This window comes from Kitasatospora sp. NEAU-69 (assembly GCF_057158765.1).
The window spans coordinates 14531-35729 of record NZ_JBWXUE010000045.1 but is presented as its reverse complement, the minus strand read 5'-3'; the positions used below and the strand labels follow the sequence as shown (position 1 = coordinate 35729).

Sequence of the window (21199 nt, the reverse complement as noted above, 5' to 3'; positions counted from 1 at the left end):
CGGCGCGTCGGCGCTGCCGTGGTGAGGGGAAGTCGGCCGCGCCGACTTCCCCTCACTCGTGTCGGGCTTGACCAGTCAGTACGGCTTGACCAGCACGTGCGCCGCGCCCGGGATGCCGACCTTCAGCAGCTCGTCCTCCTCCGGCGTGGTCGGCGTGCCGGTCTCCTGCTTGAGCACGGCCCGGGAGAGCGCCTGCACCCAGAGCGCGCGCGGGCGCCGGCGCGCCTCCCAGGCGGCCAGCGCGCGGGGCAGCTCGGGCTCGGCGTCCAGCGACTCGGCCAGCACCAGCGCGTCCTCCATCGCCATCGCGGCGCCCTGCGCCAGGTGCGGGGTGCTCGCGTGCGCGGCGTCGCCGGCCAGCACCACCCGGCCGACGTGCCAGGGCTGCTCGACCGTCACCTGCGAGATCCGCGAGTAGACGACGGCGGCCGGGTCCGTCACCCGGGCGACCGCCGCCGCGATCGGCCCGCCGAAGCCGGCCAGCCGCTCGGCGAGCTGCTCGTGCGCACGGGCCGGGTCGGGGCGGAAGTCGGCGGCCTCGGCGAAGACCGTGCCGAGGTACATCAGCTCGTCGGTGATCGGCGTCAGCAGCGCCTTGGCGTTCCGGTCGCCCGCGCTCATCAGCACCCCGGTCAGCTCGGGGTCGCGCGGCAGCGTCACCCGCCAGTTCGCGAAGCCGGTGTACTCGGGCTCGAAGCGCTCGCCGTACAGCTCCCGGCGCAGCGGCGAGCCGATCCCGTCGAAGCCGACGACCAGGTCCCAGCGGTCCTCGGTGCCGTCCGAGAGCCGCACCTCGACGCCCTCGCCCTCCGTGGTGACCGAGCCGATCGTGGTGCCGAACCGGATCCGGGCGCCCGCGGCCGTCGCGGCGGCGGCGAGCAGCCGGGCCAGCGCCGGCCGGGGTATCCCGTTGCTCGCCGGGACGCCGTCCATCCGCGGCTGCGGGATCCTGGCCAGCACGCCGCCGGCGGGGTCGCAGACCGTCAGCACGTCCCACTCGAAGCCGGCCGCCAGGCACTGGTCCAGCAGCCCGAGTTCGCGCATCACGTGCAGCGCGTTCGAGGGCTGGATGATGCCGACGCCGAGCGCGTCCGGCTCCTCGCGCAGTTCGGCGACCTCGACCTGGTGGCCGCGCCGGGCCAGCGCGATCGCCAGCGTGAGGCCGCCGATCCCGCCGCCGTGCACGAGTACGCGCAGAGTCGTCATCAGTCGGTGTCTCCTCAGACCAGGGCCGGCAGGTTGATCAGGTGGTCGACCAGGGCGAGCAGCAGGTCGCGCCCGAAGGCGCGCTCGCGCACGTCCCCGATCAGCAGCGGGACGTGCGGGTCCAGGTCGAGCGCCGAGCGGATCTCGGCGGCGCTGCGGGTGTTGTGGCCGTCGAAGCAGTTGATCGCGACGACGAACGGGATCCCGCGGCTCTCGAAGAAGTCGATCGAGGCGAAGCTGGAGTCCAGCCGCCGGGTGTCGGCGATCACCACACCGCCGAGCGTGCCGTTCACCAGGTCGTCCCACATGAACCAGAAGCGCTCCTGGCCCGGTGTGCCGAACAGGTAGACCACCAGCTCGGAGCTGATCGTGATCCGGCCGAAGTCGAGCGCCACCGTGGTGGTCTCCTTGCCGGCCACGCCGTCCAGGAAGTCCACCCCGACGCTGGCCCGGGTCAGGTACTCCTCGGTGCGCAGCGGGGCGACCTCGCTGACCGTGCCGACCAGCGTGGTCTTGCCGACCCCGAAGCCGCCGGCGATCAGGATCTTGACGGCGGCGGGGGCGTGCGCGGCGGCAGGGGCGTACGCAGCGGCGGGGTCCGCCTGGGTATCGGTCATCACAGTCTCCATCAGAGTCTTCGGAGTCCGTCGCGCACGGCGGCGAGCAGGCCGAGGTCCACTCCACCGCCGCTGCCGGCGACCGCGAGCGGGGCACGGGCGGTCAGCAGGCCCTGGGCGATCAGGTCGCCCAGCAGGATCTTGGTCACCGAGACCGGCAGGTCCAGGTCCGCGGCGAGCTCGGCGACCGCCGCCGGGTGCTCGCAGCGGGCCAGGATCACCCGGTGCTCGGGCTGCAGCCGCCGCACGGCGGCGGACGGCTCGCCGCGCTGCTGAACGGTCGTCAGCACGGTGATCAGGGTCAGGTCATCCCGTTCGGGCGCGGTGCGGCCGCGGGTGATGGTGTACGGGCGGACCATCGAGTCGGCGCCGTCGTCCTGCGCGGCCGCCTCCTCGAACTCCTGCCAGTGCGGGCTCATCAGCTGCCCCGCAGCGCGGTGCCGAGCTTCTGGCCGACCTGCTGGACCAGGGTGTGCATGGCCAGCGACATCACCTCGGCGTCCACCTCCTGGGAGGCGACCACGGCCAGGTGGGTGCCCTGGCCGGCCGCGGTGACGAAGAGCCAGAGCTCGGCGAGCTCGACGATCACCTGGTGCACCGGGCCGCCGTCGAAGAGCTGGCCGACTCCGCGGGCCAGGCTCTGCTGGCCGGTGGCCACGGCGGCCAGCCGCTCGGCGTCGGCCCGCTCAAGCTCGCGGGACTTGCTGACCACCAGGCCGTCGTCGGAGAGCAGTACGGCGTGCCGGGTGCCTGCCACCGAGTCGACGAGTCCGTCCAGCAGCCAGTCCAGGTCCTGGTGGGTGGCGGTGGTTCGTGTCATGACTCGTGTTCTTCCGTCGTGGGGATGGGGGTCGTGGGGATGAGCTGGACCTCGGTGGTCTCGTCACCGAGGCGGGCCGCCCGGGAGCGGCGCTGGAACGCGCCGATCGCGGCGCCCGAGCGGGTGCGGGTCTCGCTCGCGCCGGGGACCGGGACGGGGGCGTGGCCGGCGTCCACCGGCTGCGCGGTGCGCAGGCCGGCGGCCAGGCTGGCCTGCCGGACCCGCTGCGGCAGCGGCGGCTCGGTGGTGACGGCGGCCTCGGCGCTGTCGGCAGTGCCGGCGTCGGCGGCGTCGGCAGAGCCGGCCGTATCGACGGTGTCGGCGGTGTGCTCGTGGTCCGGGCCCGAGCGCTGGGCCCAGGAGGGACGCGGCGCGGGCACCGGCTCCAGCGCCGGCGCGCTCTCCAGCGCACGTTCGGGCGCACGCTCCGGCGCGGGCTCTGACACACGCTCCGACACGACGGCCGGGGCAATGGGCGCAGCAGCAGGCGCACGCTCGGGCACGGACTCCGGCGTGGTGACGACCGCGACCGGCGCGGCCGTCAGCTCACGCACCGCCGCGGCCGCCCGGCCGCCGGAGCGCCTCGGCAGCTCCGCGGGCTCGGCCCGCTCGGCGCGCGCCGCCGGCGCCGCGTCGCCCGACGGCGGCTCGGCGACCAGCTCGTTCGGGATCAGCACGACCACCCGGGTACCGCCGAAGGCCGAGGGCCGGAACTCCACCCGCAGCCCGAGCGTGTCGGCCAGCCGCGCGACCACGTACAGCCCGAGCCGGATGTCGTCCGCCTGCGCCAGCACGTCCATCCGCGGCGGGTGGCGCATCAGCTCGTTCGCCGCGTCGTACTGCGCCGCCTCCATGCCGAGCCCGCGGTCCTCGATCTCCACCGCGAGCCCGCGGCCGACCAGCGCGACCCGCACCTCGACCGGGGTCGGCGGCTTGGAGAACGCGGCCGCGTTCTCCATCAACTCGGCGAGCACGTGCACCACCGCGCCGACCGCGCGCTCGGCGAGCCACGGGCTGCCCTCGACGTCCAGCAGGATCCGCCGGTAGTCCTGCACCTCGCCCTGCGCGGCGCGCAGCACGTCCAGCAGCGGGACCGGCTTGCGCCAGCGGCGCTGCGGCTGGCCGCCGGCCAGGATGACCAGGTTCTCCTCGTAGCGGCGCAGTCGGGCGGTCAGGTGGTCGAGGTCGAAGAGGCCCTCCAGCACCTCCGGGTCCTCGTGCTTGCGCTCCATCTCGTCCAGCGTCTTGAGCTGGAGGCCGATCAGCAGCTGGGTGCGGCGGGCGATCCGCTGCAGCAGCTTCTCGAAGCCGCGGTGCTGCTCGGCCTGCCGGACGGCCGCGCCGACCGCGCTCTGCCGGGCCAGGTCCAGCGCCTGGCCGAGCCGGGCGATCTCGTCCCGGTCGCGCCCTGCGACCACCTGCGGGCTCGCCGCCTCGGGGTCCACCTGCTCGCCGCGGGCCAGCTTCTCGACCAGCTCGGGCAGGGTGCGCTCCAGCTCCTCGGCGCGGGCCTGGAGGTCGGCGATCCGGCGGCGCAGCGAGCGGGCCAGCCGCCAGCTGCCGATCATCACGGCGATCAGCGCGAGCAGGCCGATCACGCTGGTCAGCACGAGCCTGAGCAGCAGGCTGAGGATGCTGCTCTTGCCGACCGCGACGACGGCGTCGGTCCGGGTCTGGATCAGCGAGACGAGCTGGGGGGTGACCAGGTCGGCGGCCTGGCGCCACTGGTCCGCGTCCGACGGCAGCGCGACGTCGCCGTCGGCGTCCGGCGCCTGCGGGCGCACCAGGGCCTGCTCGATCAAGGTCTTGCCGAGCCAGCCGTCGCTCGCGGTCAGGTCCTTGGCGGCCGCCGCCTCGGCGGCGGGCAGGTACGGCAGGATCCGCTCGCTGTACAGGAACGACTGGTCGGCGATGGCCTGCCGGACGGCCTGCATGTCGGCCGTGGCGAGCTTGCCCGAGGGCCAGCCGCGGGCCAGGATCGCGTCCTCCCGGGAGACCATCTCCTTGGCCCAGAACTCGTCCACCAGGGTCCGCGAGAGGTAGCCGACCTGGCCGTTGTCCACGTGGCTGAGCGCGGTGAAGAGCTGGAGATCGACGGTGATCAGGTTCGTGTAGAAGACGAACGTGGCCTGCTGGTCGGCGCTGCCCCGGTCCACCGCCGCCCGGCGCTGCGGCAGTTGGTTCATCGCCTGCCGGGCGGTACTGACGGCGTTGCGGACCTCGGCGGGGGCGTGGTCGGCCGACACGGCGGAGAGCCGCTGGAAGGTGTGCACCGCCTCGTCGGTCAGCTCCCGCTGGCGGGTCAGCGCGTCGCTGGCCGGGCCGCCGGTGGCGAGCTGCGCGGCGGTCAGCCGGCGCTCCTCCTGCAGGTTGTAGTACACGATGTTGGACGGCTGGCCGGCCTTCTGGGCGAGCAGGCCCTGCGCCGCCTGGACCCGGAAGTCACTGAAGGTCTGGGCGGTGGTGACCGCCCAGAGTGCGGCCAGTGCGAGGCTGGGCACGACCGCCAGGACGAGCAGGGCGGTCCGCAGGCTCAGGCGCGAGCCACCGGGTCTGAAGGCTCGCGCGCGCAGAGCAGGCTCCTAGAGGGGCGGCGGCCGGGGACGACGCGCCGTGTGGGGAACGGCTGGTGACGGGGTGATACTAGTCATACTGCGTGACCTAGAGGGAAACCCAGGCGAAACGCAGCACCGTCACCGAGCGGAACTCCTCCCCCGGACGCAGCTCGGTGGACGGGTAGCCGGGGTGGTGCGGGGAGTCCGGGTGGTGCTGGGTCTCCAGCGCGACGCCCGCGTACTTGCCGTACGGCACGCCGCTCACGCCGGTCACCGCGCCGTGGAAACTGTTCGCGGTGTACACCTGGATCCCCGGCTCGGTGGTAAGCACCTCCAGGCTGCGCCCGGAGACCGGCTCCTCCAGCAGCGCGGCGCGGGTCGGGGTGCCGTCGGCGGAGCGCGGGCGCAGCACCCAGTTGTGGTCGAAGCCGCCGGCCGCCGCGAGCTGCGGGTGCTCCTCCTGGAGCGCCTTGCCGATCGGGCGCGCGGTGGTGAAGTCGAACGGCGTGCCGGCCACCGGCTCGTAGGGGCCGTACGGGATCTGCCGCTCGTCCACCGGCGTGTAGGCGTCGGCGTCCACCGTCAGCAGGTGGCCCAGGACGTCGCCGCTGCCCTCGCCGGCCAGGTTGACGTACGCGTGGTTGGTCAGGTTGACCACGGTGGTCTTGGTGGTGACCGCCCGGTACTCGATGGCCAGTTCGCCGCTGGGCGCGAGCAGGTAGCTGACCCAGACGTCCAGCGCGCCGGGGAACCCCTGGTCGCCGTCCGGGCTGTGCAGGTGCAGCCGCACGCCGCCGCGCTCGCCGTCCCGGACCTCCTCGGCCGACCAGACCCGGTTGGCGAAGCCGTCCGGGCCGCCGTGCAGCGTGACGCCGCCGCCGGTGGCGGCCAGTTGGTGGTCCTGGCCGTCCAGCGTGATCCGGCTGTCGGCGATCCGGTTCGCGAACCGGCCGACGGTGGCGCCGTAGTGCTTGGCCGGGCCGAGCAGCGCGCTCAGGTCACAGGTGGTCAGCAGCACCTCGCCCGGAGCCCCGTTGCGGTCCGGGACCGAGACGCTGTGCAGGATCGCGCCCAGCGTGAGCACCGAGACCTCGACGGGGCCGGCCCGCAGCGTCCAGCGCTCGATCGCCGCGCCCGCCCCGCTCGACTGCAACGGGGCGTGCGAGACGGCGACTTCCTGCTCGTGGTTGGGTGCCATGACTCTCCTTCGACTAGGGCCTGTCCGGCGCGCGCAGCTCTGGTGTCGGGGCCGGCGGCCGACCCCGGCTGCCGGCCTGACGCCTGTCAGCCTAGGGCGTGTCGGAGCGCTGACCGGGCAGATCGAGGGCGGCCGCCAGTCCTTCGTGATTTGTGCCGGTCTTGCGGTGGACGGCGGCCAGCCGACGGTTGACCAGGCTCAGCGGTGCGTCCAGCCGTTCGGCGATCTCCAGCGTGCTGAGCCCCTGCACGGTCAGCTCGGCGACCTGGTACTCGGCCCGGCTGAGCGCCTCCTTGCCGGTGCCGCGCAGCCGGTTGGGCCGCAGGCCGGAGGACTTGAGCTCGTCGCGGGCCCGGGCCACCAGGCCGTCCGCGTTGCACTCGACCGCCAGCTCCATGCCCTGGTGCAGGTACTCGGTCGCCTCCGACAGCCGCCCTGCGGTGCGCAGCGCGGCGCCGAGCTCGACCAGCGCGTACGCGTGTTCGTAGCCGACCGGGGAGCGGCCGAGTTGGCGGACCGCCTCGCGGAGCAGCTCCACCGCCTGCTGCCCGTCGGCCACCGAGGCGGACATCCGCAGCGCGGTGCCGACCGCCGACTCCACGCCGAAGGCGCGGGCCCGGGCCGCGCCCTCATCCGCCAGTTCGCGGGCCCGGTCCGGGTCCTGCGGCTGGACGGCCTGCGCCAGGTGGCCGGCCCACGGCGCCCAGATGACGTTGTGCCAGCCGCGCCCGGCGAGCTGGGCCCCGACGCCGGTGAGGACCTCGATCGCCGTGTCCCGGTCGTGCTGGGCGAGCAGCAGCTTGCCGTAGAGCGTCGCGGCGTCCGGCAACACCATCGCGGTCGGGTGGTACGGCGGCGCGAAGTGGTACTCGGCGGCCAGCGTCCAGGCCTCCTCGGCGCGGCCGCGGGCGAGCAGCGTGTCGGCGAGCACGCCGACGGTGTTCCACAGCAGCGGCAGGCCGGGGCCGAGCCGCTTGGCGATCCGCAGCGCGCCGCGCAGGAACTCCTCGGCCTCGGCGAGCGCGCCGCGGCGGAACCGGGCCAGGCCCATCAGGAAGTAGCCGAAGCCCATGTGGCCGCCGACCCAGCCGGCCAGTTCGAAGGCCCGGATGCCCTCCTCGAAGAGCTTCTCGGCGAGGTCCAGCCGGTCGGTGTAGACGTAGATCAGGCCGACGATGCCGGGCAGCTCCATGCCCCAGGTGGTGCTGGTCCAGTTCAGGCCCTCGGGCAGCTTGCCGTCGTCCAGCGCGGACTCCACCAGGGCCAGCGCCTCGGCGGCGCTGCCGCCCTGCAGCGTCAGGTCCCAGGCCCGCAGCACCCTGGCCACCCGGGCGTTGGTGTCGTCGCCGGTCAACTGGGCGCTGAGGGCGGCCAGTCGGGCCGAGCGTCCGGGGCCGTCGGCCTCGTCGCGCTGGAACGCCGCCCACATGAAGTGCGCGACCTGCAGCCGGTCCTTGCCGGGCCCCGGCTCGGTCCGGTCGGCCTCGCGCTGGGTGAGCTCGGTGGCCTCGACCAGCTGGCCGCTGTGCGCGAGCACCTCGGAGAGCCGGAACGTCGCGTCCACCCGCAGCTCGCGGCTCAGGCCCGGGGTCTCCAGCGCCGTGCGCAGCTGATTGGCCGTGCTGACCGGGTCGGTGAGCAGCGTGGCGCAGCCCAGTTCGTAGATCACCTCGGCCCTGTCCTGCTCGGCGGGCGGCTCGTTCAGCGCGCGGTCCAGGCAGCGCACGGCGGCCTCCGGCGCGCCGACCGCCAGGTGTTCGCGGGCCGCCCGGCGCAGCTTCGCGACCACCTGCAGATCGCCTTCCGGGTGGGTCTCCAGCAGGTGCCGGGAGGACTCGATCAGCGGCCGTCCGGCGTTCTCCAGCTCGACGGCGGCGTTGCCGTGCATCGCGGTCCGGGTGGCGTCGCGGATGGACTTGTAGAGCGAGGTGGCGATCAGCGGGTGGGTGAACTCCAGCGGGCCGTCGGCCGGACCGTTCAGCACCTTCTGGCGGCGCAGCTCGGTGATCGCCTGCTCGGCCACGGCCGGGGTCTGCCCGGCGATCCTGGTCGCGATCCGGATCGAGATCTGGGTGCCGAGCAGCGCCGCGGCCTGCACGAAGTGCAGCGTGCCGACGGAGAGTTTGGCCAGCCAGTAGGCCTGGTCCATGCCCTGCGCCTCGGCCGCCAGGTCGTGCAGCAGCCGGACGTTCTCCTGGACCGGCTCGAGGTCGCTCTCGCGCACCTTGGCGAGCAGCGCGTTGATCAGCCACGGGTTCCCGTCGGTGACCGCCCAGACCTGACGGCAGAACGCGTCCTCGGCGTCCTCCGGGAAGACGTCGCGGACCAGCCGCTCGGTCGCGGCCGGACCGAGCCGCTGGAACTCCAGGTGCCGGTGCGAGTTGGCGGCCACCAGGCGGCGGAACGCCTGCGCGTGCTCGGGCAGGTCCTCGGAGCGCCAGGCGAAGGCGAGCAGCACCGGCAGCTCCGGGCAGCGCACCGCGAAGGACTCCAGCCAGTCGAACGACTCCCGGTCGGCCCAGTGCAGGTCGTCCACCACGATCACCAGCGGCGCCTTCAGGTGGGCGAACCGGGTGACCACGTGGTCGAGTCCGGCCCGCACGCTCTGCGGGTCGAGGTCCTCGCCGGCGGTCGGCGGGATCAGGCCGACGGCCGGGCCGGCGATGTCCCACCAGTGGCCGAGCATCTCGCGCCGCAGCGGCTCGTCCAGCTTCAGCAGCTCGGGCAGCAGCAGCTGGCGCAGCACGTTGAACGGCTCGTTGGTGCGGCGCTCACCGCCACGGGCGTTCAGCACCGTACAGCCGGCCCGGTGGGCCAGCGCGCGCAGTTGCTGCAGGATGCTCGTCTTGCCCAGGCCCGCCTTGCCGCTGTAGAGCAGCAGCGAGCCGAGCTGGATGCCGCCGGCGGCGAAGTCCCGGCTGAGCGTGTCGACCGCTTCCCTGGCCGCCTGGATCGCGGACTCCCGCTCGTAGAGCCGGGGCAAACCCGATTCCGGCTCGCCGTGCCCGTCCCTCTGCCCACTCACCCGTTCGCTCACCGTCGGTCCCTCCACTGGCCGCTGCCTACCCAGCCGCTACACGCAGTCGCTCCGCGTGATTGTTGTGAGATTAACGCCGGAGGGGCTCGCACGGATGCCGTTCGCGCTGGCCGGATCGTTGAAGATGGTTCAACCACAGGTGCCATGGGCAATTGCAGCGACATCCATGCCATCTGATGGTGTGATCAGATACTCTGCCGCCGCCGGGGGCGGCAGTGGATCTCGGCACAACTCGTGGCACCAACCGTACGACCGGCCCTCACCTCCCGGGAGTCCGATGTCCGATGCAACCACGCTCGACCTGCCCTACCCGTTCCGCCGCAACCCCCACCACGCGGCCGCCGAGTCCCACCACTGGCACTGGCTCGACGAACACACCATGCTCGGCAGCGAGATGACCGCCGAGGCGTACGCCCGCTGGGACGTGCCCGCCCTCGCTGCACTCAGCTACCCCGACTGCACGGCCGAGGAACTCGCCCTGGCCGCCGATCTGATGGGGTTCTACTTCCTCTTCGACGACCAGTTCGACGGCCCGCTCGGCCGCCACCCGGCTCAGGTCGCCGCGATCTGTGACGAGCTGACCGCGATCCTGTACGGCGGGCCGGCCGACACGGCGTGCGCGCGCGCCTTCGCCGACCTGTGGGCGCGGATCAGCCACGGCATGTCGCCGCGCTGGCGTGCCCGCGCCACCTACAACTGGGAGTGCTACTTCGCCAGTCACCCGGCCGAGGCCGCCGGCCGCCGCGGCGGCCGGGTGCCCGACCGGGAGGCGTACCTGGTGCTGCGGCGCGGCACCGCGGCGATGGAGTCGGTGCTGGACATGGTGGAGCGGCTCGGCCGCTTCGAGGTCTCGCCCGCCGCCTTCCACAGCCCCTCCCTGCGACAGCTGCGCCAACTGGCGGCCGATATCCCGTCGTTGAGCAACGACATCCGCTCCTATCCGCAGGAGGCGCCGCGCGGTGACGTGAACAACCTGGTGATGATCGTCCAGCGGGAGCGCGGCTGCTCGCTGGAGGAGGCCGGCTCGGTGGTGCTCGCCGAGGCCCAGCTGATGGTCGACCGCTACGCCCGGCTGGTCGACGAACTGCCCGGCACCTACCGTGATCTGGAGCTCGGACCGGTGCAGAGCCGGACCGCGCAGCGGTATGCGGACGGCCTGACCGCATGGCTGTCCGGCTATCTCAGCTGGGAGAGCGGCACCGGCCGCTACCAGCCGGAGTGACGGCGGGTCCGTAGTGACCGGTTCGGCACCCACGGTAGCCGATCCGGTCCGAGCGGGCTAGGGTGCCCATGCAGGACCAGCAGGCACGTCAACCACCGCACAGCACCTGTCACATCACAGGGAGAACCCGGACTTGACGATCTATCAGCCACCCACCAGCTTCAAGTCCCGCTACGAGAACTGGATCGGCGGCGCCTGGGTGCCGCCGGTGCGCGGCCAGTACATCGAGAACCCCACGCCGGTCACCGGGCAGGTCTTCTGCGAAGTGGCCCGCGGCACCGCCGAGGACATCGAGCTGGCGCTGGACGCCGCGCACGCCGCGGCGCCGGCCTGGGGCCGCACCTCCCCCGCCGACCGGGCACAGCTGCTCGGCCGGATCGCCGACCGGATGCAGGAGAACCTCGAACTGCTCGCGGTCGCCGAGAGCTGGGAGAACGGCAAGCCGGTGCGCGAGGCGCTGGCCGCCGACATCCCGCTCGCGATCGACCACCTGCGCTACTTCGCCGGTGCGATCCGGGCGCAGGAGGGCGGGCTCTCGCAGATCGACGACGACACCGTCGCCTACCACTTCCACGAGCCGCTCGGCGTGGTCGGCCAGATCATCCCGTGGAACTTCCCGATCCTGATGGCGATCTGGAAGCTCGCGCCGGCCCTCGCCGCCGGCAACGCGGTGGTGCTCAAGCCCGCCGAGCAGACGCCCGCCTCGATCCTGGTGCTGATCGAGCTGATCGCCGACCTGCTGCCGCCCGGTGTGGTCAACGTGGTCAACGGCTTCGGCGTGGAGGCGGGCAAGCCGCTCGCGTCCAGCAGCCGGATCAGCAAGATCTCCTTCACCGGCGAGACCACCACCGGCCGGCTGATCATGCAGTACGCGAGCGCCAACCTGATCCCGGTCACCCTGGAGCTGGGCGGCAAGAGCCCCAACCTGTTCTTCTCCGACGTCGCGGCGCAGCAGGACGCCTTCTACGACAAGGCGTTGGAGGGCTTCACGATGTTCGCCCTGAACCAGGGCGAGGTCTGCACCTGTCCGAGCCGGGCGCTGATCGAGGCGCCGATCTACGACCGCTTCCTGGCCGACGGCCTGGAGCGGGTGCGTGCGATCAGGCAGGGCAACCCGCTGGACACCGACACCATGGTCGGCGCGCAGGCCAGCAACGACCAGCTGGAGAAGGTCCTCTCGTACATCGAGATCGGCCAGGCCGAGGGCGCCAAGGTGCTGGCCGGCGGCGAGCGGGTGGACCTCGGCGGCGCGCTGGCCGGCGGCTACTACGTCGCACCGACCGTCTTCGAGGGCGACAACCGGATGCGGATCTTCCAGGAGGAGATCTTCGGCCCGGTCCTCGCGGTGGCCCGGTTCGACGGCTTCGACGAGGGCATCGCGATAGCCAACGACACGCTCTACGGGCTGGGCGCGGGCGTCTGGAGCCGGGACGGCAGCACCGCCTACCGGGCCGGGCGGGCGATCCAGGCCGGCCGGGTGTGGACGAACTCGTACCACCTCTACCCGGCCCACGCGGCCTTCGGCGGCTACAAGAGCTCCGGGATCGGCCGGGAGACCCACCGGATGACGCTGGAGCACTACCAGCAGACGAAGAACCTGCTGGTCAGCTACTCGCCCCAGGCGCTGGGATTCTTCTGATGCCGCGGGTGGCCGTCACCGCGGCGGCGGCCGAGCTGCTGCGGCAACTGACCGCCGATCACGGCCCGCTGATGTTCCACCAGTCGGGCGGCTGCTGCGACGGCTCGGCGCCGATGTGCTACCCGGACGGCGAGTTCATCATCTCGCAGAACGACGTGCTGCTCGGCGAGCTCGCGGTGCCCGGCCTGCCGCGGCCGGTCGGCGTCTGGATGGCGCGCGAGCAGTACGCGTACTGGTCGCACACCCACCTGACGATCGACGTGGTGCCCGGGCGGGGCAGCGGCTTCTCGCTGGAGGCACCGACCGGGCAGCGGTTCCTGACCCGGTCGCGGCTGCTCACCGACGAGGAGCTCGCCGAGCTGAGTCCGTGACGGCGCCTGGGGGTTGGGGGGGGTGGGGAAGACCTCCCGCGCAAAGTCCGCATCCGCCCCCCCTTCTCCTCTCCCGCCTCCCCCCGCCGCTGACCTTCCCCCCCCCCCCCCCCCCCCCCCAGGTCAGCGTCAGCCGTTCACCGCTCGCGGGCCGTGCGCAGCGCCGCCTCGATCTGCTCGGGCGGGATCCGCACCCCGGTGGCGATCCGGCCGCCCACCGCACGCAGCGCGTCGGCGGCGGCCCGCGCCCAGACGTGCTCGATCAGCACGAGCAGCGCGACCGTGCCGGGCTCCAGCAGCTCACCGGCCTCCAGCGCGTCCTGCGGCCCGATCAGCGCCGGCTCGCCCGCACCGCCGTCGCCGGCCAGCTCCCGGAGGTGCTCGAAGTCGGCGAGCTCGCCGTAGCCGGTCTCGCCGGCCGCGCTGCGGGTGACCACGAGCGAGTCGATCACCCGTATGTCACCCGCCGTGCGCAGCCCGACCAGCGCCTGGGCGGCCTGCGCGGTGATGGTCTCCTGCGGGAATGTCAGCACGAGCAGCTCGGCCGGTCCCATCCGGGGCTCCCTTCGCAAACCGTCCTATATCCGGAATTTACCCCAGCCGGCCAGGGCCGGCAGCCAGGGCAGGCGGCTCGCGCAGGCAGCTGCGGACCGCCGCGATCAGCGAGCGCGAGCGCGCGTCCCCGGTCACGCCCGGCTGCATCCCGCAGGTGACGTAGCCGAAGCCGAGCCCGAGCTCAGGGTCCGCGAAGCCGAGCGAGCCGCCCCGGCCCGGGTGGCCGAAGGCAGCCGGGGAGCTCATCGGCGAGGTCGGTGCGTGGCGGAAGTAGCCGTGCCCGAAGCGGGAGTTGATGATCAGCACCCGGTCCGGGCCGTCGCTCGCCGGGCCCATCGCCTCAGCCAGCGTGGCCGGCTCGAAGAGCGCCGGCGCCGACTCCCCCGGCCGCCCGTCCGGCCGGTCGGCGACCCCGATCAGCGCGGCGTAGAACCGGGCCACGGCACGGGCGGTGCCGATCCCGTTCGCCCCGGGGATCTCGGCGGCCTGCGCCGCCGGGTCGTTCAGGTCCAGCTCCGGGCCGACGGCCGCGAAGGCGCGCGCGGTCAGCGAGTGCGGGTCCTGGTAGGCGTCGAGGATCGTGGGCTTGGGGCGCACCCGCAGCGCGCTGCCCGCGCGCGCGGCGGGCGGCCCGGGCAGCTCGACCAGCCGGCCGACCCGGGCGCCGACACCGGCCGGCAGCCCGATCCACAGGTCGAGCCCGAGCGGATCGGCGATCTCCTGGGCGAAGTACCGCCCGACGGTGCGCCCGCTCACCCGCCGGACCAGCTCGCCGACCAGCCAGCCGAAGGTGTACGGGTGGTAGCCGTGCGCGCTGCCCGGCTCCCAGGCGGGCGCCTGGGCGGCCACCGCCGCCACGGCCGGCTCCCAGGCCAGCACCTCCGCCACCCGCAGCTGCCGGTCCAGCGCGGGCAGTGCGGCGCGGTGCGAGAGCAGCCAGCGGACCGGCATCCGCTCCTTGCCGGCCGCCTTGAACTCCGGCCAGTACTCGGCCACCGGCGCGTCCAGGTCGAGCTGCCCGCGCTGGGCCAGCAGCAGTGCGGCGGCGGCCGTGCAGCCCTTGGTGACCGAGCGCAGCACCTGCGCGGTGTCGGCCGTCCACGCGACGGCCGGCGCCGGGCCGCCGCCGAGCGCGGGCCGGGCGTCGCCACCCCAGAGATCGACCACCTTGCGCCCGCGGACGTAGAGCGCGAAGGCCGCGCCAAGCTCGCCGTGGTCGCGGAAATTGCGCGCGAACGCCTCCCGGACCGGCTCGAAGCCCTCGGCCGTCTCACCCAGGATCTCCACCACCGTGTGCCGCCTCTTCCTCGTATTCGATGCCCAGAGTGCCGCTCGAACCTTAGTCTGACCAGCATGAGCAACCCTGCCGAAGAAGTTCTGGACGTCGTCGATGAGCAGGACCGGGTGGTCGGCACCGCGACCCGGGCCGAGGTGTACCGCGACCGGCTGACCCACCGCACCGCGATGGTGCTGGTGCGCGACGCCGAAGGGCGGATCTTCGTGCACCGCCGGTCACCCGACAAGCTCTTCGCACCCGGGGCGTACGACGTCTTCGTGGGCGGCGTGGTCGGCACCGGCGAGGGCTACGCCGAGGCGGCGGTGCGCGAGGCCGAGGAGGAACTGGGGGTGAGCGGGATCAGCGTCCAGCCGCTGCTGCGTTTCCTGTACCAGGACGAGGCGTACTCCTGGTTCTGCGACGTCAACACTGCCGTGTGGACCGGCCCGGTCGCACCGCAGGCCGAGGAGATCGACTGGTACGGCTGGCTGACCGAGGCCGAGATCGCCGAGCGGATGGCCGAGGTCGAGTTCGTGCCGGACGGCGCCGAGGCCTACCGCCGCTACCTCGCCGCGCGCTGAGACACCAGGCCCTCGGGCCTGTCGTCGGCGGCAACGGGCGTCGCCCGCTGCTCCGGCAGTGCGCGCCGCCTACGGACCGGGGAGAGGAAGACGGGCAGGAACGCCGTCGCCATGAACGCGGCGCCCACCCAGAGCGTGACCTGCACGGTGGCCAGCTCGCCGACCAGCCCCGCGACGGCGGAGCCGACGGCGAGCGCGCCGGTGAGCAGGAACCGGAAGGTCGCGTTCATCCGGCCGAGCAGCGGGTCCGGCGTCGCCCGTTGCCGCAGGCTGACGCCCAGCACGTTGTCGATGCCCGTCTTGAACAAGGCCAGGAGCCAGCCGGCCCCCGCCAGCCAGAGCCCGGGACCGTGACCGACCAGCGGCACGAGCAGTCCGGCGGGCGCCAGCCAGAGGCCGAGCAGCCCGAGGGCGCGGCCGTAGCCGAGCCGCCTGGCGATCGGCCGGGCGCAGCGCGACCCGAGCAGCAGGCCCACCCCACCCACTGCCCAGAACACGCCCAACACCACGGCGGGGAAGTGCAGTTCGCGGATGAAGAGCAGCGGGAGCATGGTGTTGACGATCTGGGATCCGAGGTTGGACAGCGCCGCGGTGAGTGCCAGCGCCCGCAACTCCCGGTTGCCGAAGACGTGTCGCAGCCCCTCGGCGATCTGCGCTCGCAACCGGGTGGACCGCTCGGGCTGCGGTGGGACCGGCGGCGGTGTGCGGCGGATCGCAGTCAGGCGCACGGCCGAAGCCAGGTAGCCGACCGCCGCGCAGGCCACGGCCACCGGGGCGGTGAGCAGTTGGACGAGCCCGCCACCCGCGCTGCGGCCCGCCACGTTGCCGAGGGCGATGAGACTCACCACGGCGGCGTTCGCCCGGACCAGCCCGTCCCGGCCGACCAGTTGGGGCAGCACGCTCTGCGAGCCGACGTCGAAGAAAACGGTGGCGCAGCCGTTCAGCAGGACCGTCACAAAGAGCTGACCGAGCGTCAGGGATCCGAGCCACCAGGCCAGTGGGATGGTGCCGAGGAGCACCGCGCGCATCAGGTCGGCGACGATCAGCACCCGTCGATGGCGCATCCGGTCCACCCAGGCCCCGGCCGGCAACCCGATGAGCAGGAAGGCGGCCGTGCTCAGAGCGCCGAGTGCGCCGAGCTGACCGGGGCTCGCGTCGAGCGCGGACACGGCGACGAACGGTATGGCGACGTAGCCGATGCTGGTGCCGAGCTGGCTGAGCGTCGTCGCGGCGAACAGCGTGCGGAAGTCGGCGCTGCGCCAGGGGGATTCGGGTTGCATGATTCGTACGGTGCCGTGGCAGCCGTTGTAAGACAAGCGAAAAGATCTTGATTGAGAGTTAAGCTGCGCTACATGCTTGATGTGCGGCGCATGCAGCTGCTGAGGGCCGTGGTCAGCAGCGGATCGGTCACCGCGGCAGCGCGGAACCTCGGATACACACCCTCGGCCGTGAGCCAGCAGATGGCCGCGCTGGAGAAGGAGGCCGGAATCGGCCTGCTGGAGCGGACCGGGCGGGGCGTACGGCCGACCGAGGCCGGGCGACTGCTCGCCGAGTACGCGGCCGTCATCGGCCGGCAGGTCGCCGAGGCGGAGACCGCGCTCGCCGAACTACGGGCCGGCCGGACCGGCCGGGTGGTGATGCGCTACTTCGGCACGGCGGGGGCGACCCTGGTGGCGCCCGCCGTGGCGGCGCTGCGCCGCGAGCAGCCGGGCGTCCAGGTCGAACTCCGGCTGAGCGATGCCGACGATTCGCTCACGGACGTGCGCGAGCGCCGGGCCGATCTGGCCCTGGTGGTCCGACCGCAGGGCCGGACCACCACCGACGGCATCCGGTTCGAGCACCTGGCGGACGACCGGTACGTCGCCGTGCTGCCCGGCGGGCACCGGCTGGCCGCGCAGGACGGGCTCGACCTGGCCGACCTCGCCGCCGAGCCATGGGTCGGCAGCGACCAGCCCGGCCCCTGCCTGACCCCCGTCCTCGACGCCTGCGGGGCGGCCGGGTTCAGCCCCGACTTCGTCGTCGAGAGCGGCGACTACGCCACCGCCCAGGGCTTCGTGGCCGCCGGGCTCGGTGTCAGCCTGATTCCGGCGCTGGGCCTGGGCAGCCCGCACCCCGGCGTGGTCGTCCGCGAAGTCCGCAATCCGCAGCCGGTGCGGGCGATCCACGCGGCGGTACGGGAGGCCTCGCCGATCCGGCCCGCCGTGCGCCGGCTGCTCGACGCGCTGCGAGCCGCGGCCGCCCGGCACACGCCGCACTGACCGGCCTAGCTCGCCGAAGCCTGCTCGGCGTCCCCTTCGGTGTCCCCTTCAGCCTCCCGCTCGGCCTCCCACTGCGGGTGCTCGCGGGTGGCCCAGAGCGGATCCACCGTCCCGGTGCGCATGCCGCGCCGGGCCTCGGGGTCCTTGGCCGCCATGTAGATGTGCCCGGCGACCACCACGCCGATCGCGAGCGCCAGCCAGTCGTGCACGAAGGTCGCGCCGGTGCGGTAGACCAGCGGCGCGACGGTGGTGAACCACATCAGCAGCCCGGTGCCGAGCATCACCAGCACCGCGCCGGCGATCCAGCCCGCCCACAGCTTCTGCCCCGCGTTGAACTTGCCCGCCCGCCGGTTGTACTGCCGCCACAGCACCGCCTTCAGCCAGGCCCGGTCGTACGGCGCGAACCGGTTCAGCCGGCCCAGGTCGCGCCGCAGCGCACGCGAGCCGAGCCCGAGCAGCAGCGGCACCGGCAGCGCCAGGCCCGCCCACTCGTGGATCACCACGAGCAGCCGCCGGCGGCCGACCAGCTCGGCCAGCTGCGGCAGGTAGAGGCAGGCGGCGGTCGCGATGCAGAGCAGCATCAGCCCGGACGTGGTGCGGTGCACCCAGCGCTCGGCCCGGGTGAAGCGCGGCAGCCGCCGCCGGCGGCGCTCGACCTCAGCTGGTGGGGGCATCGTCGCGCCCGTTGGACTTGCCGACCCAGGCGTCCACTTCATAGCCGTAGTGCTCCCAGTAGCCGGGCTCGACGGAGGGGGTGACGGTGATACCGGAGAGCCACTTCGCGGACTTGTAGAAGTACATCGGCGCGACGTAGAGCCGCACCGGCCCGCCGTGGTCGTGGGTGACCGGCTGGTCCTGCATCTTCAGCGCGACCAGCACGTCCTCGCGGCGGGCCTGGTCCAGTGTGAGGCTCTCGGTGTAGGTGCCGTCGAAGCAGCTGAACCGCACGGCGGCGGCTCCCGGACCGACACCGGCGGCGTCCAGCAGATCGGAGAGCCGCACACCCTCGAACGGCGTGGCCGGCACCCGCCAGCCGGTCACGCACTGCACATCGTGCACGATCCGGTGCTGCGGCATCGCCTGGAGGTCGGCGAGCGTGTAGCTGGCCTGGTGGCCGACCAGGCCGTCCACGGTCAGCCGGTAGTCGGTCGCCGACATCGACTTCACCGGGCCGGTCACCGAGTAGTACTCGAAGCCGCCGCCGTTCGGCAGCAGCTGGGTCAGCCCGGTGGGGTCCTCCTTCGAGATCGAGGACAGCACCGACCCGACGGCTCTGGAGAGCACCGGCCCGGCCGCCACACCGGCCGCACCGAGCCCCAGCATCCCGAGGAGCACTCGTCTGCCGACCGGTGTACCGCGGGTCGGCTCGTTCTCTTCCACGCCCTGATTGTCACCGTTGTCGGCACCGGACGGCGAGCGGCCTGGGGGCGACGTCAGACTTTCGTCATGACTGCTCCCCTCGTCATAGGGTGACGCCCATGGCCTCCCGTACGCCCGCAGCGGCGCCCAAGTCCTCACCGCGCGCGCCGTCCCAGCCGCGTCGGCGGCTGAGCGTGGACGAACGGCGCGAGCAGCTGATCGCCGTCGCACTGGAGCTGTTCAGCGCGCGGCCGCCGGAGGAGGTGTCGATCGACGACATCGCCGCGGCCGCCGGCGCCTCCCGCCCGCTGGTGTACCACTACTTCCCCGGCAAGCAGGCGATCTACGAAGAGTCGCTGCGCCGGGCCGGCCAGGAGCTGGCCGGCCGCTTCGAGGAGCCCGCGGTCGGGGCGCTCTCCGACCGGCTGGCCCGGGTGATGGACCGCTACCTCGACTTCGTCGCCGAGCACGGCCCCGGCTTCGCGGCCCTGCTGCGCGGCGGCTCGGTCGCCGCCAGCCCGGGGACGAACGCGGTGATCGACGACGTCCGCCAGGCCGCCCACGACCAGATCCTCGGCCACCTGGCGCTGCCCGATGCCAGCGCGCGGCTGCGGCTGACCGTCCGGGTCTGGATCGCGAACGCCGAGATCACCTCGCTGGAGTGGCTTGCCGACCAGCAGCGCGAGCCCAAGGAGGCGGTGCGGCTGCGGCTGGTGCAGGACTTCGTCGCGGCGCTCGTCGTCGCGGCGGCCCGGGAGCCGGAGTCGGGGCTGGCCGAGACGCTGGGGCTCTACCTGGCGGCCGAGCACCCCGGCAGCCCGACCGGGCAGCTGGTCCACTCGCTCGCCGGGCTGCTCGGCGCCCCGGGCGTCGCGCAGGCGCTCGGCGAGCTGGCCGCGACGGCGAATCCGCGCGGTGGCGGCGGCGCGCAGGCGGTCTGATAGAACAGGGCGGGGGTCCGGACCAGCGAGGGTGGGGGCTGCGGAGCATGGCGCAGAACGGGTACGGCGACGAGTCAGCCGGCCGATCGGATGACCTGCCCGGAACCGCCGCCGAGCGGATCAGCGCCACCCTCGACTCGCTCGCCGAGGCTCTGCTCGGCCCCGGGGTCGCCCGCGCACCGCTCGCCGCGTTGACCGGGTTCCGCGCACCCGGGCCGCCGGCCGTCACCGGCGCCGCCACCGCCACCGGCGCTGCGCTGTTCGACGAGTTGCTGACCCGGACCGGCCCCGGCCGACGGCTGCTGCCCGGCCGGGGCATGCTCGTCTCCTGCGCACCGGAGCACCACGCGGCGGAGCCCCGCACGCCGGACGCCGGGAGCCCGACCGGCAGCAGCCCGGACGGCCGGTCGGCCGCCACCGTACGGCGGCTGCTCGCGCACTTCGGTCCGGCGCCGGTCCGCGGCCGCACGGGCCTCCCGTCCGCCGCCGACTTCCAGCTCCCGGTGCTGGCCGAGCCCCCGGCGGCTCGGCTGCGCCCGGCGTTCGCCGCGCCGCTGGCCGAACTGGCCGCCGGGCAGCAGACCCTGCGGCCGGCCGAGCTGCCGACCGGCACCGGCGTGGCGGTTCGGCTGACCGTGCCGCCCGCCTTCCACGCCCTGACGGTGCGCGGCGACGACGCGGCGCTCGCGGAGCAGCTCGCCGAGGTCGCGCAGGAGCTGTTCGCGAGCGAGCCGCCGTCCGGCGACGGCCCGTCGAGGCGGCGGGACTGGGCGGTGCTCTGCGCGGTGCTGGCCGACGAGTTCACGGCGGCCGACGTCCGGTTCGCGGGCGTCGCGGCGGTGCGGATCGACGGTCGGCCGAGCAACGCCACGCTGGTGCTCGCTCTCGAAGCGAGCCCTCTCCCGATCACCGAGCTGGCCGCCTGGCTGGCCACCTCACGGCCCGAGGCCGAGGTCTGGACGGTGCTGCTGCCGGCCGGCCCCGCCGTCGTGCTGGTGCAGGGCCGCACCGGCGCGGTGCCGGCGGCGCTGACCGAGGACGGCGCCCGGCGCGGGGTGGTCTCCTCGGTCGTCCAGGCGTACCTGCCGCTACCGGACGGCGCCTCGCTGCTGACCGTGCACCTGGGCACGGCGCAGGGGGCGGACTGGGAGCTGTACGCGGAGGTCTTCGCGGACCTGCTGCGCAGTGCCGAGTTCGGCTGGGACGGCGTGCCGACCGGCCGGCCGGCCACTCGACAAGCTCGGCAGACCCAACAGGCCCAACAGACCCAACTGACCCGACAACCCGCGCCACCAGCCGCCCCGCTGGACCCGTTCGGCACCGTGACACGCCAACCCGCAGCCACGCCCGAGCCCGAGCCCACACCTGCACCCGCGCCCGCACCCGCACCCGCACCCGCACCGCCGAAGGGCACCCCGGTGCTGATCCCGCCGCCGGACTTCGACCCGTTCGCGCCCCAGCCCGACTCCGCGCCGACACCCGCACCCGCGCCTGCACCCGCACTGGCGCCCCCGGCAGCCACCGCGCGCGACCCGTTCGCCTGACGGCGCGGCACCGGCCCCCG

Annotated in this window: 19 protein-coding genes; 7 read left to right on the top strand and 12 right to left on the bottom strand. The window is 73.7% G+C overall.

Annotated features, from left to right (window positions below):
- Positions 1-75 precede the first annotated feature (75 nt).
- The 7 genes from AC060L_RS33740 to AC060L_RS33710 form a co-directional block, all read right to left on the bottom strand.
- Positions 76-1209 (bottom strand): FAD-dependent monooxygenase, encoded by a 1134-nt coding sequence (locus AC060L_RS33740; RefSeq protein WP_483802821.1) that lies wholly within the window; start codon positions 1207-1209, stop codon positions 76-78.
- Between the two features lie 11 nt (positions 1210-1220).
- The gene (locus tag AC060L_RS33735) at positions 1221-1823 is read right to left on the bottom strand and encodes a GTP-binding protein (protein WP_483802796.1); all 603 of its coding nucleotides are present in this window, start codon (positions 1821-1823) and stop codon (positions 1221-1223) included.
- 11 nt (positions 1824-1834) lie between these two features.
- Entirely contained in the window at positions 1835-2242 is a 408-nt protein-coding gene (locus AC060L_RS33730) for a DUF742 domain-containing protein (protein WP_483802795.1), read from the bottom strand.
- On the bottom strand, positions 2242-2643 hold the full coding sequence (locus AC060L_RS33725; protein WP_483802794.1) for a roadblock/LC7 domain-containing protein: 402 nt from the start codon (positions 2641-2643) through the stop codon (positions 2242-2244). Before AC060L_RS33725 ends, AC060L_RS33730 begins: the two co-directional genes overlap by 1 nt.
- The gene (locus AC060L_RS33720) at positions 2640-5144 is read right to left on the bottom strand and encodes a sensor histidine kinase (RefSeq protein ID WP_483802793.1); all 2505 of its coding nucleotides are present in this window, start codon (positions 5142-5144) and stop codon (positions 2640-2642) included. Before AC060L_RS33720 ends, AC060L_RS33725 begins: the two co-directional genes overlap by 4 nt.
- 160 nt (positions 5145-5304) lie before the next feature.
- Positions 5305-6396 (bottom strand): aldose epimerase family protein, encoded by a 1092-nt coding sequence (locus AC060L_RS33715; protein ID WP_483802792.1) that lies wholly within the window; start codon positions 6394-6396, stop codon positions 5305-5307.
- Positions 6397-6487: 91 nt separating this feature from the next.
- Positions 6488-9421 (bottom strand): ATP-binding protein, encoded by a 2934-nt coding sequence (locus AC060L_RS33710; RefSeq protein ID WP_483802791.1) that lies wholly within the window; start codon positions 9419-9421, stop codon positions 6488-6490.
- 289 nt (positions 9422-9710) lie between these two features.
- Between AC060L_RS33710 and AC060L_RS33705 the strand changes: the two genes are divergently transcribed.
- The 3 genes from AC060L_RS33705 (at position 9711) to AC060L_RS33695 (ending at position 12665) form a co-directional block, all read left to right on the top strand.
- A complete protein-coding gene (locus tag AC060L_RS33705; RefSeq protein WP_483802790.1) occupies positions 9711-10655 on the top strand; it encodes a terpene synthase family protein in 945 nt (314 codons plus the stop codon).
- A gap of 133 nt (positions 10656-10788) precedes the next feature.
- On the top strand, positions 10789-12294 hold the full coding sequence (gene exaC, locus AC060L_RS33700) for an acetaldehyde dehydrogenase ExaC (protein ID WP_483802789.1): 1506 nt from the start codon (positions 10789-10791) through the stop codon (positions 12292-12294).
- Complete coding sequence (locus tag AC060L_RS33695; protein WP_483802788.1) at positions 12294-12665, top strand: DUF779 domain-containing protein; 372 nt, start codon at positions 12294-12296, stop codon at positions 12663-12665. The genes exaC and AC060L_RS33695 overlap by 1 nt, the downstream gene beginning before the upstream one ends.
- A gap of 137 nt (positions 12666-12802) precedes the next feature.
- Here AC060L_RS33695 and AC060L_RS33690 read toward each other — a convergent pair whose 3' ends face one another.
- Positions 12803-13219 carry a DUF6325 family protein gene (locus AC060L_RS33690; RefSeq protein WP_483802787.1) on the bottom strand — a complete coding sequence of 139 codons (417 nt, stop codon included), beginning with the start codon at positions 13217-13219 and terminating at the stop codon, positions 12803-12805.
- 37 nt (positions 13220-13256) lie between these two features.
- Positions 13257-14510, bottom strand: coding sequence for a serine hydrolase domain-containing protein (locus AC060L_RS33685; protein ID WP_483802786.1), 1254 nt, complete (start codon positions 14508-14510; stop codon positions 13257-13259).
- Between the two features lie 63 nt (positions 14511-14573).
- Between AC060L_RS33685 and AC060L_RS33680 the strand changes: the two genes are divergently transcribed.
- Positions 14574-15077: an NUDIX domain-containing protein gene (locus tag AC060L_RS33680; protein WP_483802785.1), complete on the top strand. Its 504-nt coding sequence runs from the start codon at positions 14574-14576 to the stop codon at positions 15075-15077.
- Here the strand turns inward: AC060L_RS33680 and AC060L_RS33675 are convergent.
- Entirely contained in the window at positions 15059-16357 is a 1299-nt protein-coding gene (locus tag AC060L_RS33675) for an MFS transporter (protein ID WP_483802784.1), read from the bottom strand. The two genes, AC060L_RS33680 and AC060L_RS33675, sit on opposite strands and share 19 nt — an antisense overlap.
- 72 nt (positions 16358-16429) lie before the next feature.
- Here AC060L_RS33675 and AC060L_RS33670 point away from each other — a divergent pair, with 72 nt between their 5' ends.
- Positions 16430-17335 carry a LysR family transcriptional regulator gene (locus tag AC060L_RS33670; protein WP_483802783.1) on the top strand — a complete coding sequence of 302 codons (906 nt, stop codon included), beginning with the start codon at positions 16430-16432 and terminating at the stop codon, positions 17333-17335.
- Between the two features lie 5 nt (positions 17336-17340).
- Here the strand turns inward: AC060L_RS33670 and AC060L_RS33665 are convergent, their stop codons facing one another.
- Together AC060L_RS33665 and AC060L_RS33660 are read right to left on the bottom strand one after the other, a co-directional pair.
- A complete protein-coding gene (locus AC060L_RS33665; RefSeq protein WP_483802782.1) occupies positions 17341-18009 on the bottom strand; it encodes a cytochrome b/b6 domain-containing protein in 669 nt (222 codons plus the stop codon).
- Entirely contained in the window at positions 17993-18658 is a 666-nt protein-coding gene (locus AC060L_RS33660) for a molybdopterin-dependent oxidoreductase (RefSeq protein ID WP_483802820.1), read from the bottom strand. Before AC060L_RS33660 ends, AC060L_RS33665 begins: the two co-directional genes overlap by 17 nt.
- 155 nt (positions 18659-18813) lie before the next feature.
- Between AC060L_RS33660 and AC060L_RS33655 the strand changes: the two genes are divergently transcribed.
- On the top strand, positions 18814-19635 hold the full coding sequence (locus tag AC060L_RS33655) for a TetR/AcrR family transcriptional regulator (protein WP_483802781.1): 822 nt from the start codon (positions 18814-18816) through the stop codon (positions 19633-19635).
- A gap of 47 nt (positions 19636-19682) precedes the next feature.
- Positions 19683-21179, top strand: coding sequence for a hypothetical protein (locus AC060L_RS33650; RefSeq protein WP_483802780.1), 1497 nt, complete (start codon positions 19683-19685; stop codon positions 21177-21179).
- The last annotated feature ends 20 nt before the right edge of the window (positions 21180-21199 follow it).